The sequence below is a fragment of the Mesorhizobium sp. WSM4822 genome, from assembly GCF_055811155.1.
In genome coordinates, this window is record NZ_JBVVQM010000002.1 from 121,843 (window position 1) to 138,188 (window position 16,346).

At 63.0% G+C, this 16,346-nt stretch carries 16 protein-coding genes; 11 read left to right on the plus strand and 5 right to left on the minus strand.

Features of this window, described 5'->3' with window-relative positions:
• Positions 1–88: 88 nt before the first annotated feature.
• From AC0L3E_RS05465 to AC0L3E_RS05490, 6 genes are all read left to right on the plus strand, one after another.
• Positions 89–526: a DsrE family protein gene (locus AC0L3E_RS05465; protein WP_127270547.1), complete on the plus strand. Its 438-nt coding sequence runs from the start codon at positions 89–91 to the stop codon at positions 524–526.
• Positions 527–676: 150 nt separating this feature from the next.
• Positions 677–1,456 (plus strand): SDR family NAD(P)-dependent oxidoreductase, encoded by a 780-nt coding sequence (locus AC0L3E_RS05470; RefSeq protein WP_127270549.1) that lies wholly within the window; start codon positions 677–679, stop codon positions 1,454–1,456.
• A 63-nt stretch (positions 1,457–1,519) separates the two neighbouring features.
• The gene (locus AC0L3E_RS05475; protein WP_023809886.1) at positions 1,520–1,828 is read left to right on the plus strand and encodes a putative quinol monooxygenase; all 309 of its coding nucleotides are present in this window, start codon (positions 1,520–1,522) and stop codon (positions 1,826–1,828) included.
• A 161-nt stretch (positions 1,829–1,989) separates the two neighbouring features.
• A complete protein-coding gene (locus AC0L3E_RS05480) occupies positions 1,990–2,235 on the plus strand; it encodes a type II toxin-antitoxin system Phd/YefM family antitoxin (protein WP_056595839.1) in 246 nt (81 codons plus the stop codon).
• The gene (locus AC0L3E_RS05485) at positions 2,232–2,618 is read left to right on the plus strand and encodes a type II toxin-antitoxin system VapC family toxin (RefSeq protein WP_473604407.1); all 387 of its coding nucleotides are present in this window, start codon (positions 2,232–2,234) and stop codon (positions 2,616–2,618) included. The genes AC0L3E_RS05480 and AC0L3E_RS05485 overlap by 4 nt, the downstream gene beginning before the upstream one ends.
• A 95-nt stretch (positions 2,619–2,713) precedes the next feature.
• The gene (locus tag AC0L3E_RS05490; RefSeq protein ID WP_127271715.1) at positions 2,714–3,817 is read left to right on the plus strand and encodes an AbrB family transcriptional regulator; all 1,104 of its coding nucleotides are present in this window, start codon (positions 2,714–2,716) and stop codon (positions 3,815–3,817) included.
• Positions 3,818–3,824: 7 nt separating this feature from the next.
• Here AC0L3E_RS05490 and AC0L3E_RS05495 read toward each other — a convergent pair whose 3' ends face one another.
• Together AC0L3E_RS05495 and AC0L3E_RS05500 are read right to left on the minus strand one after the other, a co-directional pair.
• Positions 3,825–4,904: a siderophore-interacting protein gene (locus AC0L3E_RS05495; RefSeq protein ID WP_128308073.1), complete on the minus strand. Its 1,080-nt coding sequence runs from the start codon at positions 4,902–4,904 to the stop codon at positions 3,825–3,827.
• 129 nt (positions 4,905–5,033) lie between these two features.
• The gene (locus AC0L3E_RS05500) at positions 5,034–5,927 is read right to left on the minus strand and encodes a LysR family transcriptional regulator (protein WP_128308074.1); all 894 of its coding nucleotides are present in this window, start codon (positions 5,925–5,927) and stop codon (positions 5,034–5,036) included.
• A gap of 147 nt (positions 5,928–6,074) precedes the next feature.
• Here AC0L3E_RS05500 and AC0L3E_RS05505 point away from each other — a divergent pair, with 147 nt between their 5' ends.
• Positions 6,075–7,610, plus strand: a complete 1,536-nt coding sequence (locus tag AC0L3E_RS05505; protein ID WP_473604408.1) for an MFS transporter — start codon at positions 6,075–6,077, stop codon at positions 7,608–7,610.
• A 23-nt stretch (positions 7,611–7,633) separates the two neighbouring features.
• Here the strand turns inward: AC0L3E_RS05505 and AC0L3E_RS05510 are convergent, their stop codons facing one another.
• Both AC0L3E_RS05510 and AC0L3E_RS05515 read right to left on the minus strand, forming a co-directional pair.
• Positions 7,634–8,410: an esterase family protein gene (locus tag AC0L3E_RS05510; RefSeq protein WP_292679833.1), complete on the minus strand. Its 777-nt coding sequence runs from the start codon at positions 8,408–8,410 to the stop codon at positions 7,634–7,636.
• Between the two features lie 4 nt (positions 8,411–8,414).
• Complete coding sequence (locus AC0L3E_RS05515; RefSeq protein WP_127271680.1) at positions 8,415–9,581, minus strand: ATP-grasp domain-containing protein; 1,167 nt, start codon at positions 9,579–9,581, stop codon at positions 8,415–8,417.
• Between the two features lie 423 nt (positions 9,582–10,004).
• On the opposite strand from AC0L3E_RS05515, the gene leuA reads away from it, so the two are divergent.
• From leuA to AC0L3E_RS05535, 4 genes are all read left to right on the plus strand, one after another.
• Entirely contained in the window at positions 10,005–11,744 is a 1,740-nt protein-coding gene (gene leuA, locus AC0L3E_RS05520) for a 2-isopropylmalate synthase (RefSeq protein WP_127326752.1), read from the plus strand.
• 183 nt (positions 11,745–11,927) lie between these two features.
• Positions 11,928–13,700, plus strand: coding sequence for a tetratricopeptide repeat protein (locus AC0L3E_RS05525; protein ID WP_473604409.1), 1,773 nt, complete (start codon positions 11,928–11,930; stop codon positions 13,698–13,700).
• 191 nt (positions 13,701–13,891) lie between these two features.
• The gene (locus AC0L3E_RS05530; protein ID WP_127811348.1) at positions 13,892–14,695 is read left to right on the plus strand and encodes an alpha/beta fold hydrolase; all 804 of its coding nucleotides are present in this window, start codon (positions 13,892–13,894) and stop codon (positions 14,693–14,695) included.
• 113 nt (positions 14,696–14,808) lie between these two features.
• Positions 14,809–15,426, plus strand: a complete 618-nt coding sequence (locus AC0L3E_RS05535; RefSeq protein WP_256747458.1) for a hypothetical protein — start codon at positions 14,809–14,811, stop codon at positions 15,424–15,426.
• On the opposite strand, the gene AC0L3E_RS05540 is transcribed toward AC0L3E_RS05535, so the two are convergent.
• Entirely contained in the window at positions 15,410–16,333 is a 924-nt protein-coding gene (locus AC0L3E_RS05540) for a metallophosphoesterase family protein (RefSeq protein ID WP_292458860.1), read from the minus strand. The genes AC0L3E_RS05535 and AC0L3E_RS05540 overlap by 17 nt on opposite strands.
• Positions 16,334–16,346 lie beyond the last annotated feature (13 nt).

Consider the following 16,346-nt stretch of genomic DNA (forward strand, 5'->3'; position numbering starts at 1 on the left):
GCATCGACAGGACGCAACGTCAATTTATGCTAGTATTGCGGCCGCAGCCACGCAATTCGCGGCGGGCCGCCAAGCGGAGGAGGATTCCATGCGTCGGCGCGATATGTTCCGCGCGGTTCTTGCCGGAACCGGAACGCTTCTCGGTTTGCGGGCAGCACAGGCAGCCGCCACCGAGCCCGCAAGGCAAAAAGTCGCCTACCACTTGAGCGACACCGACAAGGTCAATTTCGTGCTCGGCAACATCAAGAACCACTATGAGGGCACCGGCGGCAATGTCGACATCGTGCTGGTCGTGCATGGTCCCGCGCTCGCGGCCTTCAAGTCGAAAGGCATATCGGCCGCGATTTCCGGGCGCTTCGCCGGCCTGGTGCGGCAGGGGCTGGAACCCCATGCCTGCGCCAACACCATGCAAGGCATGGATATTTCGCTCCCCGACCTGCTCGCCGGGTTTCATGCCGCCGACAAGGGCGGCGTCGTCAAACTCGCCGAACTGCAAGGCCAGGGTTACGCCTATCTGCATCCGTAGAGCGGTTTGTTTGGCGCAAATCCCCCGAGGGAAAGCGCTACTCGCTTTGCCGGGAAACCGCTCCACACGTTTCCTTGAATTGCTCAAAGGCTTGAACACCGGGGTGGCAAGGGCCTACGAAGGACAGGCAGACCTCCCGGAGGAAGAACCGTGCCAGCCACCACACTCAGCATACCCGATCTTGCCGGCAAGGCAGTGCTGGTCACCGGTGCGTCGACCGGCATCGGAGCGGCGCTCGCGCTGGCCTATGCAGCGCAGAAATGCAAGGTGGCGCTGCACTACAATTCGAGTCAAGACGCCGCCGAGAAGCTCGGCCTGACGATTGCCGACAAGGGCGGCGAGGTGTTTCTCGTTCAGGGCGATTTTTCCGTTGCCGCCGATGTCGAGCGCGTCGTCGAGGACAGCGCGCAATATTTCGGCCGCCTCGACGGGCTGGTCAACAATGCCGGCGGCATGCTTGGCCGCATCCCTTATGCCGAGCAGACCGAGGCGCATTACGACGCTGTGATGGACCTCAATGCGCGCTCGGTGCTGACTGCTTCGCGCAAGGCGATCCCGTGGCTGAAGAAACAGGGCGGCTTCATCGTCAACACCTCCTCGATCGCCGCGCGCAACGGCGCCGGCGGCGGCGCCGGGCTTTACGGCTCAGCCAAGGCCTTCGTCTCCAATGTGACGCGCGGCATGGCCAAGGAACTGATCGGCTTCGGCATCCGCGTCAACGCGGTAGCGCCCGGAACCATTCTCACCCCGTTCCACGAGCGCTATTCGACCGACGAGCAGATGAAGGGCATGGTCGCCACCATTCCGCAGGGACGCGCCGGCACGGCGCAGGATTGCGTCGGCGCCTATCTGTTCCTCTCTTCGGACCTTCTCAGCGGCTACATCACCGGCCAGGTGATCGAGGTGAATGGCGGCCAGTTGATGCCTTGAACGGCTACCGGCATACTGGCGGTCTGCATGTTCTTGTCGAAAACCTCAAAGGGAGACAACGGAATGTACGGACTGATCGGCAAGATGCGGGCGGCGCGCGGCCAGCGTGACGCGGTCATGGACCTTCTGCGCGACAGTACAGGCGCCCTGCCGGGCTGCCTGAGCTATATCATCGCGCGCGACCCCGCCGATGCCGACGCGATCTGGGTCACCGAAGTGTGGACCGACGCCGAAAGCCACAAGGCCTCGCTGCAGCTTCCCGAAGTCCAGGCGGCGATCGCCAAGGCGCGGCCGTTCATCGCCGGTTTTGAATTCCAGGTCGAAACCCACCCCGTCGGCGGCTTCGGGCTGGCTGACGGCAAGACGGGGTGATCCGCCCACGGCTTGATGCCGAGGCGAGGGTTCGCACTCCAGGTGCAATATCGACAGGTGAACAATTTCGACCCCGGGTTTTGCCAGTCATCGCGCTCCACTTGTAATTCTCTGAAAATGGACTAAGTTCTGTGGACTAAGTCCACTCGGAGAAACCTGCGATGCAGACCGTGAACATCCACAATGCGAAGACCAATCTTTCACGTCTCGTTGACCGAGCTGCCAAAGGTGAGCCGTTCATCATCGCCAAGGCGGGCAAACCATTGGTGAAAGTCGTGCCTATCGATCAGCCGGCCTCGTCGCAGGCGCGAAGGGTCGGTTTTATGGCCGGCCAGTTTTCCGTTCCCGACGATTTCGACCGCATGGGTGGCGAGGAGATTGAGCAACTGTTCGGTGTCAACACTTGAAACTGCTACTCGACACCCATTTGCTGCTGTGGGCGGCTGGCGAACCGGATCGGCTAACACCTGCGGCTCTCGCCGAGATTGAGGACCCCGAGAACGAATTGCTGTTCAGTCCCGCCAGCCTTTGGGAGATCGCAATCAAACGAGGACTGGGACGGGATGATTTCCAGGTCGATCCCCGTTTGCTCCGGCGAGGCCTATTCGACAATGGCTATCACGACTTGCCGATCACCAGTGAACATGCCCTCGCCATCGACGGACTTCCGGCGATCCACAAGGATGCCTTCGATCGAATCCTGGTCGCCCAGGCAACCATTGAGGGGATTACCTTGCTGACGATGGACGATCTTGTCGCCCGTTATCCCGGTCCTATCCGAAAGCTCTGACACCTTGGTAAACTGCGTGACTCGCGCGTCACACAGCTTCCTTTTTCGGCAAAGCGGGGGTTCGCATCGTCCCGCTTCAAGTCTAAGACCGAAACATGGATTCCTCGGCCGAGCAGCCATCCCCGGACCTGCCCACACTCGAGCGCATGGCGCGGATGCGCAAGCTCTGGCAGTGGCTTGCCCTGCTGGTTGTTTCCCTGCTGTTTGCCGGCGCGCTGGAACTCGCCACCCTGCCGGCGGCGTTGCTGATCGGACCGATGCTGGCGGCCATCGTCGCCGGCACCAATGGCGCCACGGTGCGTGTGCCGCGTCTTCTGTTCGGCGCCGCCCAGGCGATCGTCGGCTGTCTCGTCGCCAGCTCGATCTCGGCCGACATCTTTCCGGTCTTCTACCAGGAATGGCCGCTGTTTCTCGGCGTCGTGGTGGCCACCGTCACGGCCTCCAGCCTGCTCGGCTGGCTGATCAGCCGCTGGCGCATCCTGCCCGGCACCACCGCCGTCTGGGGCTCGTCGCCGGGTGCGGCCACCGCCATGGTGCTGATGGCCGGTGCCTTCGGTGCCGACCAGCGTCTCGTCGCTTTCATGCAATATCTGCGCGTCATCTTCGTCTCGATGACCGCAGCACTCGTTGCCAAGATGTGGGTCGACACCTCGGGCGTCGAAATCCCGCCCATCGTCTGGTTTCCGCCGATCGACCGCCAGGCCTTCGCCGCCACCATCGGCATCGCGCTGGTTGGCGGCCTGTCGGGAAAGATTTTCCGGCTGCCCTCGCCCTTCTTCCTCGGCACCTTTATCTTCGGCACCGTCGTCCATCTTGGCTTGGGCGTGGAGATGCAATTGCCGCAATGGCTGCTGGCCGTCAGCTACGCCATGGTCGGCTGGTCGATCGGCCTGAACTTCACAACGGCGATCCTGCGCCATGCAACGCGCGCATTGCCGCAGATCATCGCCTCGATCGTGGCGCTGATCGCCTTTTGCGGCGGCCTTGCCTTCCTGATCAGCCATCTCCTGGGCATCGATCCGCTGACCGCCTATCTGGCGACCAGCCCCGGCGGCATGGACAGCATCGCCATCATCGCCGCCGCCGCGCAGAACGTCGACATCTCCTTCGTCATGGCCCTGCAATCGGCACGCTTCCTGATCGTGCTGCTGGTCGGCCCGAGCGTCGCTCGGCTGGTGGCCAGAAGCGTCAGGCAATAAGCAGCGACTAGTCCTCGCCGCCCTCGCCCACGCTATGCGCATCCCGACGCCAGTAGGCCGTAACCAGGTGCCGGTCGCGCGGCAGGCCCCACTGCTTGCGCACGATCTTGCGTATCTCCCGGAAATCGCCGAATTCGCAACTTGCCCAGACGTACAGGCCGTCGGCAAGCGCCATGTGATTGCGCTCACGCAAGGCGGTCGACAATAGGCCTGCGGTGCCGGCCTCGAGGCCGCGCCGGTAAAGCCAGGTGATGTCGATATTGTCCCCTTGCGCCAGCGCCATTCGGTCATCCGGGCTATCGACCTCGATCAGCGCCTCGGCACGTGTTGATGGCGGCAGATGCTCCAAAATCCTGCCGATGGCGGGCAGCGCGGTGTCGTCGCCGAGCAGAAGCAAGGTCTGCGCCACCGGGGCGTCGCCGCCGCCGGGTCCGATCATGCCGATGACGTCTCCCGCCCGTGCGTTTTGCGCGAATGTGGCGGCGGGCGTGTTCTGGCCGGGGTGCAACACGAAATCGACATCGAGCCAACCGCTTGCGGCATCCAGCGCCCGGATCGTGTAGACCCGCACGGCAAGCGCATCGTCGCCAGAAGGCCAGACGATCAAGCCGTCAGCGCCCATCGTCGGCCAAACCAGCCGGCGGCCAGGCGGCGGCAGCAGCAGCCGCATGTGCAGGCCGCCATGGCTAAACCGGCCGAGATCCTTGCCGGCGAAGCGCAGGCGCTGCATATGCGCCGATATCCGCGTCGACGACATCACCGTGATCTCGCGGAAGAAGACCGGAGTACCGGCGTCGCTGCCGTCGCCTTGCCAATGGATGCCCTTGGTCGTGCCGAGATGTTCGGCGACATGGCCGGCGACCGTCATCTTCATGTAGGACAGGCAGGTTTCGTCTGTCGCCGCGACGCGGATCAGCACGCTTTCATCATCGAGCGTAGCGCTCAACGAGCCGTAGTAGAGGCGGAGCTCCCACTGGTCGGCAACGCCAGTGTCAATCTCGAATTCGCTGTGCTCTGCGCGCAGCCGGTCCATCACCGATCTGATCGCCGCGTCGCTGATCCGGGTTTGCGCGCTAAGTTGGTCCATCGCTCAAGTCCTTCGAAACGGTTCGGGCAAGGCGCCGCGCGGCACCCTCACCGTCAGCGGCATGCCACAGCCGCTCCGATGTTTCCACAGAAACATGACAATAATAATCATATTTATTCGATGAGTTGGCTACGAGCCGCTTGTCGCAGCAAGTCGCTCGGGAAGGAAATCAACGAAGACGCGCACCTTCGGCGACAGATGGCGATTGGAGGGCCACAGCATCCGGAACTGGCCACGGCCGTCGACATGACCATCGAGGACGGTACGCAGCCTGTCTTCGTGCAGCGCCTCGCGCACCAGGAAATCCGGCATGCAAGCTATGCCGAGGCCGGCGAGCGTGGCGCCCTTCAAGGCTTCCATGTTGTTGCAGGTCAGCATCGAGCGGATCTGCGGTTCGGCGCTTCCGGTAGTGAACGGCCACTCCAGCAGCCTGCCGCTGTTCAGGAAGCGGAAGTTTATGCCGAAATGTCTGATGAGATCAGCCGGCACGCTGGGGGCGCCATGGCGGTCCAGGTAGGAGGGCGCCGCGCACAGCAGCATGCGAAAGGGCGCAACGGGTCTCGACACAAGGCGCGAATCCGGCAGTTCGCCGCTGCGGATCGCGACATCGATACCCTCGTCGATGACGTCGACGATCCGGTCGTTGAAATCGATGTCGAGCTCGATCTCGGGATAGCGTGCCATGAACTCCGACAGCACCGGCAGCAGCAGATGATAGGTGACGATCGGGGTGGATATGCGCAGCCGCCCACGCGGTGTTTCCCGTGTCTGCGACAGCATCGCCTCGGCATCGTCGATGTCGTCGAGGATGCGGCGCACCCGCTCGTTGAACAGCTTGCCCTCTTCCGTCAGGCCAATGCGCCGCGTGCTGCGCTGCAGGAGCCGCACGCCGAGTTCCTGCTCGAGCCGGGCGACACTTTTGCCCACAGCGGAAGCCGAGATGCCAAGCGCCCGCCCGGCGGCGACGAAACTGCCGAATTCGGCGGTGCGGGCGAAGGCCAGGAGCGCGTTGAGACGATCCATTGCGTCATTCCATTCGAGCGTTTCAGTCCGATATGCCAGGAGATATAACACCATTTTTCCTGAAACGCCGACGACCTATCTTGTCATCACGACCGGCTCCGCAATCGCGCGGTCCACCGGCGAGTACTGTTTCAGATAGGGAAATCCATGACTTCCAGGACCACAACCGGCTCTGCCGAGAGATGGCTCGTGCTCTTGTCCGTGTGCCTTGCCGCGATGACGATGCCCTTGACCTTCACCGGTCCGGCCGTCGCTCTGTCGCGCATCGCGGCCGATCTCGGCGGCAGTCCGATCGAGCTCAACTGGGTGACAAACGCCTTCATGCTGACCTTCGGCGCCACCCTGATGGCGTCGGGCGCTCTGGCCGACAATCATGGGCGCAAGCGCCTCTTCCTCGTCGGCCTCTCCCTCTATGTCCTGGCGTCGCTGGGCGCGATGCTGGCGCCGGACATCATCTGGTTCGAAATTTTCCGCGCCGCGCAGGGTATCGGCAGTGCGGCCGCCTTCGCTGGCGGCGCCTCGGCACTTGCCCAGGAATTCGAAGGGCCGTTGCGGCTGCGCGCCTTCAGCTTCCTCGGCACCAGTTTCGGCGTCGGCCTCGCCTTCGGCCCAATCGCGTCGGGCCTGCTCATCTCTGCATTCGGCTGGCGGTCGATCTTTCTTCTGGTTGCAGCACTCGCGATTGCCGCCGCCATGCTCGGCCTGCGCACCATCAGGGAATCGCGCGACCCGGATGCGACGGGCCTAGATTGGGCGGGAGCCGGCACCTTCACGATCGCGCTGGCGTCGCTGACCTATGGCGTGCTCCAGGCCCCGCAGAGCGGCTGGGCCGATCCCCTCGTCGTCTCCCTTCTGGCCGCTTCTGCCATCTGTTTTGTCGCCTTCGTCGTTGTCGAGCGGCGAGCACAACGGCCGATGCTCGATCTCACGCTGTTTGCCTATCCCCGCTTCGTCGGCGTCCAGTTTCTGGCTGCGGCACCCGCTTACGCCTTCGTCGTCCTGCTCGTCCTGTTGCCGATCCGCTTCATCGGCATCGAGGGTATGAGCGAGATCAAGGCCGGGCAATTGATGATCTGCCTATCAGGCCCGCTGCTGATCCTGCCGATGCTCGCCGGACAGCTGGCGCGCTGGATCGCGCCGGCCACGATCTGCGGCGTCGGCCTGCTCGTCGCTGCCGCCGGGCTTGTCTGGCTAAGCCTGACACCACCGGTCGATAGTGCGCTGGTGGCGCCGCTGATGCTGATCGGCGTCGGCATCGCTTTGCCTTGGGGATTGATGGACGGGCTCGCCGTCAGTGTCGTGCCGAGAGAGCGCGCCGGCATGGCGGTCGGCATCTTCAACACCACCCGCGTCGCTTGCGAGGGCGTGGCGCTGGCGATCGTCATGGCGACCCTTTCCGGCTTTACCGCCGCGCATCTCGCCGCACAGGGAACGGCATCTTCGACGCAGGCAGCAGCGGCAGCCCAACTGCTGGTGACCGGCAATCTCGGCGAAGCAGCACAACATCTGCCCCAGGCTGGAGCCATTGTTCTGGTCCAGGCCTACGAGGCGGCGTTCGACAGGCTGCTGATCGTGCTGGCGGCAATCACCGTCATGACCGCCATCGTCGTCTTCCTTGGCCTGCGTCGCGGATCGGCGTCGGAACACGAGACCGTCGCTCTGCCGGCAGGCCAGGAAGGGTAGCTGTCAGCGGACGAGCCCCGCTGTCAGTCGAGCCTGTGCATCAGGTCCTCATCCAGCCAACGGCCGAAGAAATAGACCAGTTGCTTGTGCCACCATGGCCAGTCGTGGCTGACATCGCCGCCCCAATAATCGACCCAGGCGGGAATGGATTTGTCGCGCAGGATCTGTTCCAACTTGCGCGTCTCGACCAGCATCCGCTCTTCCCAGGCGCCCTGGCCGCAGCAGAAGATCAGCCTGAGCGTCTTCAACCGGGCCAGCAGTTTAGGATCGACGATGCCGGGCAGATAGTCGAGCGGCGAGTTGTAGAAAATGTCGCCCTCGAGCGCTTTGCCGAAGAAGTCGCGCGCCGAATAGACGCCCGACAGGGCAATGACGCCGCTGGCGAGTTCAGGAAAGCGGAAGACGAAGTTCGACGAGTGATAGCCGCCCATCGAACAGCCCGAGAACAGCGGCTTCAGCTTGCGCCCGCCATTGGCCTGCTCGGCTGTGGACAGGAAGTCCGGCAGCGCCTCCTCGCGCACATAGCGGAAATAGGCCTCGTGGCGGGCGATGCGGTGGGCGGCGTCGGCATGCTTGTCGAAGAAGGATTCAGAATCGACGCCGTCGACCGTGAACAGCTGGATGCGGCCGGTGTCGATGAATTCGGCCAGTGCGCCCACCCCGCCGGAATCCTCGAGCTGGTAGAACCGGCCCTGCGAGGTCGGGAACACCACCACCGGCCGGCCGGCATGGCCGTAGCGCTTGTATTCCATGTCGCGGCCGAGCTGGCTCGAGAAATTCTTGTGATAGGAAATGTCCATCGCCTTACGCCTTTTCCGCGTGGATGTACGCGACCGCTGCACGCAACGCTGCTTCGTCCTTCGAGCGCATCTGGTAGGCGTAATTTCCCATGGCGCGGCTGAAAACCTCTTCGATGGCCTGATGGTGGACGATCTTATCGCGCTGCGCGGCTAGCACGTCCTCATGGCTGTGCAAATAGTGGAGGCGCCGCTTGCGGCTGGCATAGGCGGTGAAATACTTCCCCTCGTAAGGGCCGCCGGCGGCATCCCTGACCACCATGTCGGCCCATGCCGCGTAGACGTCGATGTCGAACGTGTAGTTGATCGCATCGGTCATCCAGGCGCCGGGCGGGCGCATGTTGACCTCAAGCGCGATGACCCGGTCGTCCTTGGTCTCGAACAGCTCGATGTGGAAGAAGCGTTCGCGTACGTCGAATGCTTTCAGGATCTTGCGGCCGGCCTCCTCGACCGCCGGGCTGATCCTGGGAAAGCAGGTGTAGCTCATATGGCGGTCCTTGTTGACCACCTCCATGACGCTCTGGTCGTAGCGGTGGCTGGCCGCCAGCACCACCTCGCCGTCGCGGTTGACCAGCCCGTCGAAGGTCACCACCAGCCCCTCGATGAACTGCTCCATGACGAAGGTCACGTCCTCGGGCTTGTCCCGGAAGAACTGGTCGAGCTCTTTGGCGTTGGAGATCTTGAAGGTGTTCGATGCGCCGGAACCGCTGTCGGGCTTGACCACGACGGGGTAGCCGACGCGCCGGATGAAAGTCATGGCCCCGGCACGGTCGGAGCATTTGCGCTGCGCGATGGTGTCGACGCCGCTCTTGCGGAAGAAGGCACGCATGCGGCTCTTGCGCTTCAGGTTCTTCACGAAATCGAGCTTGGTGCCGTAGATGTTGAAGTCGGTGCGTATGTTGGCTTCCAGCTCAAGCCAATGTTCGTTGAGCGATTCAAAACGGTCGATACGGCCCCATTTGTGGACGAAATGCCCCATCGCCCGAAACACCGGATCGTAGTCCTCCATGTTGGCGACGCGATAATATTCCGAAAGGGCTGCTTTCAGCTTGGCGTCGAGCGCGTCATAGGGCGCGTCGCCGATACCGAGCACCCTGGCCCCGGCCTTCTTCAAGCGGTCGCAGAAATCCGCGCCGTTGGCGGGAAAATGCGGCGAGAAGAACACGAAATTCATGGACGACCCCTCCCGCGACAGGGGCATCGAAACCCTGTCGATGCCCGAGTCTGGCGCATTTGCCGCGCGTGGGGAAGAGCGCGCATGTTCGGGACAACATCCGACAGATCACGGCCCGCCACGCGGCCCCCACTTGCCTCTCACAAGCCGCTCCTGTAAGAGAACCGCCATGAACACGCGCGCCACCAACGCTTCCCGTCCGACCGGTTTTTCCGGCGAGACCGTGCGCGCGCTGGCTTCGACCCTGCTTCTTCTCGGCCTTATCGGCGATCGCCGGGTTCGCTGAAGGAGCGCCCGGCGGTCGAACCGCCGCGCAAGCGCATGCTCCTTGGCAATCACATCAAGCGAACGAAATTCTGGTAAAGGCGCCGCTCGCCATCAGTCCACCGAAGGTGGATCCATGAGCCGCCGGGAGAAACGACGATGAACGCACGAGAAGAAATCCGCTCCGATGCCGCGGTAGCCGACACGGATTCGGCCAAAGGGATGCCCGACGCGGCTCGCAAATATCAGCCCTATCCGACCGTCGGCCTCACCGACCGGACCTGGCCTTCGAAGGTGATCGACAAGGCGCCGATCTGGTGCTCGGTCGACCTGCGCGACGGCAACCAGGCGCTGATCGATCCGATGGGCCATGAGCGCAAGGCACGCATGTTCGGCCTGCTGCTCGACATGGGCTTCAAGGAGATCGAGATCGGCTTCCCGTCGGCATCGCAGACCGATTTCGACTTTGCCCGCTGGTGCATCGAGGAAGGCAACGTGCCAGCCGATGTCTCGCTGCAGGTGCTGGTGCAGTGCCGACCGGAGTTGATCACCCGCACCTTCGAGGCGCTGAAGGGCGCCACCAACCCGATCGTCCATTTCTACAATTCGACCAGCGAGCTGCAGCGTCGCGTCGTCTTCGAAAAGGACGTCGGCGGCATCAAGCGCATCGCCACCGACGCCGCCAAGATGATCACGGACATGGCGGCCAAGGCCGGCGGAGGCTTTCGTTTCGAGTATTCGCCGGAGAGCTTTACCGGCACCGAGCTGGAAGTGGCGCTGGAGATCTGCAACGCCGTCACAGAGATCGTCAGGCCGACGGCGGACAACAAGCTGATCATCAACCTGCCCTCGACGGTCGAGATGTCGACCCCCAACATCTATGCCGACCGCATCGAGTGGATGTGCCGCAACCTCGACAACCGGGAAAACCTGCTGGTCTCGCTGCATCCGCACAATGACCGCGGCACCGGCATCGCCACCACCGAGCTCGGCCTGATGGCCGGCGCCGACCGTGTCGAAGGCACGCTGTTCGGCAATGGCGAGCGCACCGGCAATGTCGACATCGTCACGCTGGCGCTGAACATGTACACGCAAGGTGTCGATCCGTTGATCGACTGCTCCGACATCAACCGGATGAAGGACGTCTACGAATACTCGAACCAGTTGAAGATCCCCGAGCGCCACCCCTATGTCGGCGAACTCGTCTACACTGCCTTTTCCGGTTCGCACCAGGATGCCATCAACAAGGGCATGAAGGCGCTGAAGAAGGCCAATACGAGCCTGTGGGAAGTGCCCTATCTGCCGATCGACCCGGCCGATGTCGGACGCAGCTACGAAGCCATCATCCGCATAAATTCGCAGTCCGGCAAGGGCGGCATCGCCTATGTGCTGCAGGCCGATTACGGCCTCAACCTGCCGCGCAATCTGCAGATCGAGTTCAGCCAGGAAATCCAGGCGATCACCGATGCCGAGGGCAAGGAAGTGCCGGCCAGACGCATCTACGAGCGCTTTATCGAGACCTATGTCGACCAGCCCGGCGCGCGGCTGAAATTCCTCGATCACCACACCTATCCCAGCACCGAGATCAAGGGCCGGCGCGTCGTCGAGGCGGTCATCCTCGACGACGGCAAGGAAGTGACGATTACAGGCACGGGTACCGGCCCGATCGATGGTTTCGTCAATGCGCTGTCGCGCCATGTCGGCGTCGAGATGTCGGTGCTCGACTATTCCGAGCACTCGATGCAGCGCGGCTCGAACGCGTCGGCCATTTCGTATGTCGAGATGGAATATCCCGGTGGCAAGCTGTTCGGCGCCGGCATCAACACCAACATCGTCGCCGCCTCACTGGAGGCGGTGATGTCTGCCGCGAACCGTATCGTCGGTAAAAAAGCCGGCTGACGCCCGACGGGAACAAAGATCGGAACCCACCCAAACTGGTGACGGTTCCGATCTTTCGGGCCATTAACCACCGCGGAATTATCCAGTGGGTACGTGATCGCATAACGGGGTGTATACTTGTGTGGTGGTGCGGGACCTATATGATCGCGCCTCAACCTGTGCCGACTTCGAGAGGATCGACACTTGCAGCATGCCACGCCTGCCGCCCCCGCAGTGCGCGAGACACTGGAGCGACTGCTTGCCAGCCAAACGTTCGGCCGATCCGAACGCGCGCGCAAGCTGCTGCGTTATCTTGTCGAACGTGAACAGGCCGGCGAAGCCGACAGGCTCAAGGGCTTTTCCATTGCCATGGATGTTTTCGGCAAGGACGGCGACTTCGATCCGTCCACCGATGCCGTGGTGCGTGTGCAGGCAGGCAGGCTGCGCGAGCTTCTGCAGCACTATTTTGCCAATGAGGGAATTGCCGAGCCGGTCCGCATCGCCATTCCGCGCGGCGGCTATGTTCCTGCCTATGAATTGAACGCGATCCGCCTGCCCGATATTGCCGAGTCTGTTCCCGAACTCAGGCTGGACGGCGCCGCATCCACCGATCGGTCAAACGAAGCCGGCACGGGCATGCTGGAGGCGATGTCTCTGGCTTCCGTACCATCTTCGCCGGCTCCCTCGGTGGCGCGCCATCTCCGCTTTTTCTGGATGGCGATCGCTCTGGTCATCGCCATGCTGGGCGTACTGATCCTTCGCCAGGGCAGCACTGCCTTGCTGGCAGGCGACGACATCTCGGCAACGGAGATCGCTGGCGCAACCGCAAGCATCACGGCATCGGCAAGGGCTGACGCCCTGCCGCAAGTCTATATCGGACTGAAGGCTGACGGCCCCGACGCCAGCCGTGTCGCCGCATCGCTGCGCGCCGGCCTGAGTGGCTTCGATACGATCGACTTCATCGGCCGCGACACCGTCGGCGATCCGGCCGACGACGCGACGAGCTTCATATTCGACGTCCTATCTGGACCGGACGCGGGCGACATCACCATAGAACTGCAAAGCATGGCGTCCGGACGGGTGCTTCTATCGCGCAATCTCACCCCCGCCGACAGCGCACCTGCAGCGGTCGAAGACCGTATCGCCGATATGCTTAGCTCGGCACTCCCCGCCTCCGGCACCATCTACAACTATATCGAGCAGACCGGCACGCCAAACGGTCTGACGCAATGCCTGCTGCTCAACGGCAAATATTACCTCGACCAGAACGCCAGGACCCATGAGGCAGCCTACCGATGCCTCGAGAAGCTGGCCAATGGTGGAACCAAGTCCTCGCTCGTCTATTCGGAGCTTGCTTCCCTGCATCTCGAGGCGGTGTCCGATCATTACGCCTATCCGCCCAATGCGACGATTGAGACAGCCGTCGAGTTTGCCCATCGCGGCGTGCAGATGGGTCCGACCAGCCCTTATGCGCATCGCTCCTACGGCTATGTCAGTTCGCGCCTCGGCAATACGGACGAAGCGATCCGCTGGATGCGCAAGGCCTATGAACTCAACCCCTACGATCTCGGCATGGCCGCCGCTTACGGCTACGGGCTGATCTTCGCCGGACGATATGCTGAAGGAACGCCGATCCTCGATCATGCGGTGGAGACCTTCAGCGGGCACCCGACATGGTGGGATTACGGGCTGTTCGTCGGTGAGTTCATGCTCGGCGACATGAACAAGGCAGTCGCGGCCAGCATGGCCCTGAGAACGACGGCAACGAAATCACACTATCTGGCGGCGCGGCTGATCGGCGCCAAGGCTGCCGGACAGGATCATCTGGTGAGCACGCTGCTGAAACAACTGACCACCGAGTTCCCCAAATTTGCCGCCGATCCGCGGGCGACTTTCGTCGAGCGGAAATATCCGGCCGACCTGACCGACCGGCTAGTCCAGGCACTCCGCGCTGCCGGGCTCGGCAGCCCAAGCTGACACCATCGACGTCCGCGCACTGGCTGTGCCGCGTCCCGATGGATTTCCTGCGCTCCGATCGCCGATTGGTCGCCAAGTTCTGTACACAACCGTACAAATCGCGAAAATTTTACTGGTCATCACGTTGGACTAGGAGCAATTCAGCCACCATTGGGTGTCGCGCATTCTGCAATAACAAAAAATCAGCTTTCATGACCGCATCACTTTTTGCCGCCGAAGAGGGTGTTGGCTCGAAGGCCATCGTCCTGCTGCACGGTTTCGGCGGCTGCCATGATGTATGGCGCGAGGTGATTTCCGCCCTGACGCCTTCCACGCATACGCTGGCCTATGATCTGCCTGGGCACGGGTTGTCGCTCGATTTTCCCGCCGCCGGTCCCGCCAGGGTGGCAGCCAAGGCCGTGCTCGCCGATCTCTCGGAGCGTCGCCTGAAGCGCGTTCATCTCGTGGGCCACTCGATGGGCGGTGCCGTGGCGGCGCTGATGGCGCTGGCCGAGCCCGAAAAGATAGCCTCGCTGACGCTTCTGGCGCCGGGCGGCCTTGGCCCCGAAATCAATGGACCGCTGTTGCGCCGCTATGCCGAAGCCGCGGATCGGTCCGAGATCCGCTCCTGCCTCGCCGTCATGTCGGGACCTTCAGCCCCGCCGCTCGAACATACGGTGGACACCCTTTGGGAAATGCGCAGGCGACCCGGCCAACTCGAAAAGCTCGTCGAGATCGCAGCCGCCATGACCGTGGACGGTCGGCAAGGCGTCATCCCGCACGATCGCCTCGATGGACTGAACATGCCGGTGATGGTGGCATGGGGAATCAGCGATGCGGTGCTGCCCTTTACCCAGGCGGATGACCTGCCGGCGCATTTTCACGTGCACCACGTGCTGGAGGCCGGCCATATGCTGGCTGAGGAAGCCCCCGACCTTGTTGCTGAGATCATTCGCCGCAACACCAATCGTCGCGCCAGGCCACACCGCCAGAAATTCGCCGCCGCAGCCAGCTGACCTTTTTCGCGCACGACAACCTTCCTGGACACCCCGGGCCGTCGATCTCGCCAGTGCATTTCGCCGGCGGCTGTGTTAACCCGGTGTTAACCAAACCTACGAGGCAGACGCCGATGAAGGAAGCAGGCGAGAAGACCATCGACCAGTCCAAGAAACTGTCCGATGCCATCCGTGATGTCAAAAATGCCTTCGCCGACCGCGACGACGTCGTCGTCGACATGCGCGAGGCGCACCGCATGCGTCTCGATCTGCTCGCCGCCGAACTGGCACCGGTTTTTGCCGATGTTCCGGCCGACATGGACAATTTCGACTTTGTCGTCTCGTCCGGCTTGCAGCCGCGCCTGTGGATCGACGCCGTCAGCCATGTCGCCATGGGACGCGACCGCCGGACCTATCGCTTCCTCAAGGACACCCGTATCGGCCGGGTGGTGCTTGCCGAATCCACCGAGATGAAGCCGGTGGCCGATTCCGTGACGCGCTATGTCGCCGAGCGCATCGTCGAGCGTCAGAGGATGCTGGAAGGCGGCGTCGAACCCGCCGTCGCCGGCCTGAAACGTGCCTATGTGCCGGAAGCCGAACCGCCGCTGCGCGCAACGGAGCGCGGCAAACGCTGGTCAGCCCTTCTGTCCGGGCTTGGCCTGGTCGCTGCCGGCGCACTGGTCGGCCTTGTGGTGTCGGTCGTCCTGTTCTGGGACCGCATCGTGGCCATGGTTGTCAATTTGCGGCCATAGCGGCCTCGGCGCCAAGCTCCACCGTCTGCAGATCGGATGGCGGTATGGACGGCCCGGTCAGGCCGCGCCGTGTCAGCCGGATCCGCCAATTGCCCTTCTCGCCATCAATGTCGAACAGATTATACTGCGCCGCCGGGTTCTTGCCGCCCGGCGCCTGGCCGGCGGCAGCGACACCGACCGCCGGGATCCTGACGCCGCGACCGCCTATGAAGAACAGCGACGGCAGATGCGAATGGCCGTGCAGCACAAGGTCGGCGCCGTGGCGGCGAATGATCTTGTTGAAGCGGGCGATGCCGAACAGCCGCTTGTGCTGCGGGACCGCGCCGCGCACCGGCGGATGATGGATCATGATGGCGCGAAACAGCCCCTGTCCGGCGGTATCCCCAAGGATTTTGCCGAGCCGCTTCGCTTGGCCTTCCATGAAGAAACCATTGGCCATGAAGGGTGCCGTGGCGCGCGCCGTCGAGACACCGATCAGCGCGACGTTGCCGCGCACGCGCAGATAGGGAAATGCGTTACGATCGACCGGCGTGTTGACACCGTCGCCGCTCATCCACGCCGCCCAGGATCGGCAGACCTTGTCGAAGGCGCCTGGCACATAGGCGTCGTGGTTGCCCGGAACGACCGAAACATCGTGCGCCGGCCCCAGCGTCTCCAGCCAGTGCCTGGCCATCTCGATCTCGCCGTCGAGCGCCAGATTGACCAGGTCGCCGGTGACGGCGAGGTGGTCAGGCGTGTTCGCCTTGATGTCGGCGACGATCGTGTCGATGACCGCATCATGCATATGGCGGCGGCGGTTGCGCTGCCAGTTGACATAGCCGAGCACGCGCTTGGAGGCGAGATCGCGATAGGATACATCGGGGAGCGGCCCCAGATGGACATCGGAAATATGCGCGAGCCTGAACATACAACCTTCATAG

What these genes read in the sequence shown, in the direction of transcription:
- AC0L3E_RS05465 (WP_127270547.1), top strand. Translation starts at nt 89, where the DNA reads ATGCGTCGGCGCGATATGTTCCGCGCGGTTCTTGCCGGAACCGGAACG.
- AC0L3E_RS05475 (WP_023809886.1), top strand. Translation starts at nt 1,520, where the DNA reads ATGTACGGACTGATCGGCAAGATGCGGGCGGCGCGCGGCCAGCGTGAC.
- AC0L3E_RS05480 (WP_056595839.1), top strand. Translation starts at nt 1,990, where the DNA reads ATGCAGACCGTGAACATCCACAATGCGAAGACCAATCTTTCACGTCTC.
- AC0L3E_RS05490 (WP_127271715.1), top strand. Translation starts at nt 2,714, where the DNA reads ATGGATTCCTCGGCCGAGCAGCCATCCCCGGACCTGCCCACACTCGAG.
- AC0L3E_RS05495 (WP_128308073.1), bottom strand. Translation starts at nt 4,904, where the DNA reads ATGGACCAACTTAGCGCGCAAACCCGGATCAGCGACGCGGCGATCAGA.
- AC0L3E_RS05500 (WP_128308074.1), bottom strand. Translation starts at nt 5,927, where the DNA reads ATGGATCGTCTCAACGCGCTCCTGGCCTTCGCCCGCACCGCCGAATTC.
- AC0L3E_RS05505 (WP_473604408.1), top strand. Translation starts at nt 6,075, where the DNA reads ATGACTTCCAGGACCACAACCGGCTCTGCCGAGAGATGGCTCGTGCTC.
- AC0L3E_RS05510 (WP_292679833.1), bottom strand. Translation starts at nt 8,410, where the DNA reads ATGGACATTTCCTATCACAAGAATTTCTCGAGCCAGCTCGGCCGCGAC.
- AC0L3E_RS05515 (WP_127271680.1), bottom strand. Translation starts at nt 9,581, where the DNA reads ATGAATTTCGTGTTCTTCTCGCCGCATTTTCCCGCCAACGGCGCGGAT.
- leuA (WP_127326752.1), top strand. Translation starts at nt 10,005, where the DNA reads ATGAACGCACGAGAAGAAATCCGCTCCGATGCCGCGGTAGCCGACACG.
- AC0L3E_RS05530 (WP_127811348.1), top strand. Translation starts at nt 13,892, where the DNA reads ATGACCGCATCACTTTTTGCCGCCGAAGAGGGTGTTGGCTCGAAGGCC.
- AC0L3E_RS05535 (WP_256747458.1), top strand. Translation starts at nt 14,809, where the DNA reads ATGAAGGAAGCAGGCGAGAAGACCATCGACCAGTCCAAGAAACTGTCC.
- AC0L3E_RS05540 (WP_292458860.1), bottom strand. Translation starts at nt 16,333, where the DNA reads ATGTTCAGGCTCGCGCATATTTCCGATGTCCATCTGGGGCCGCTCCCC.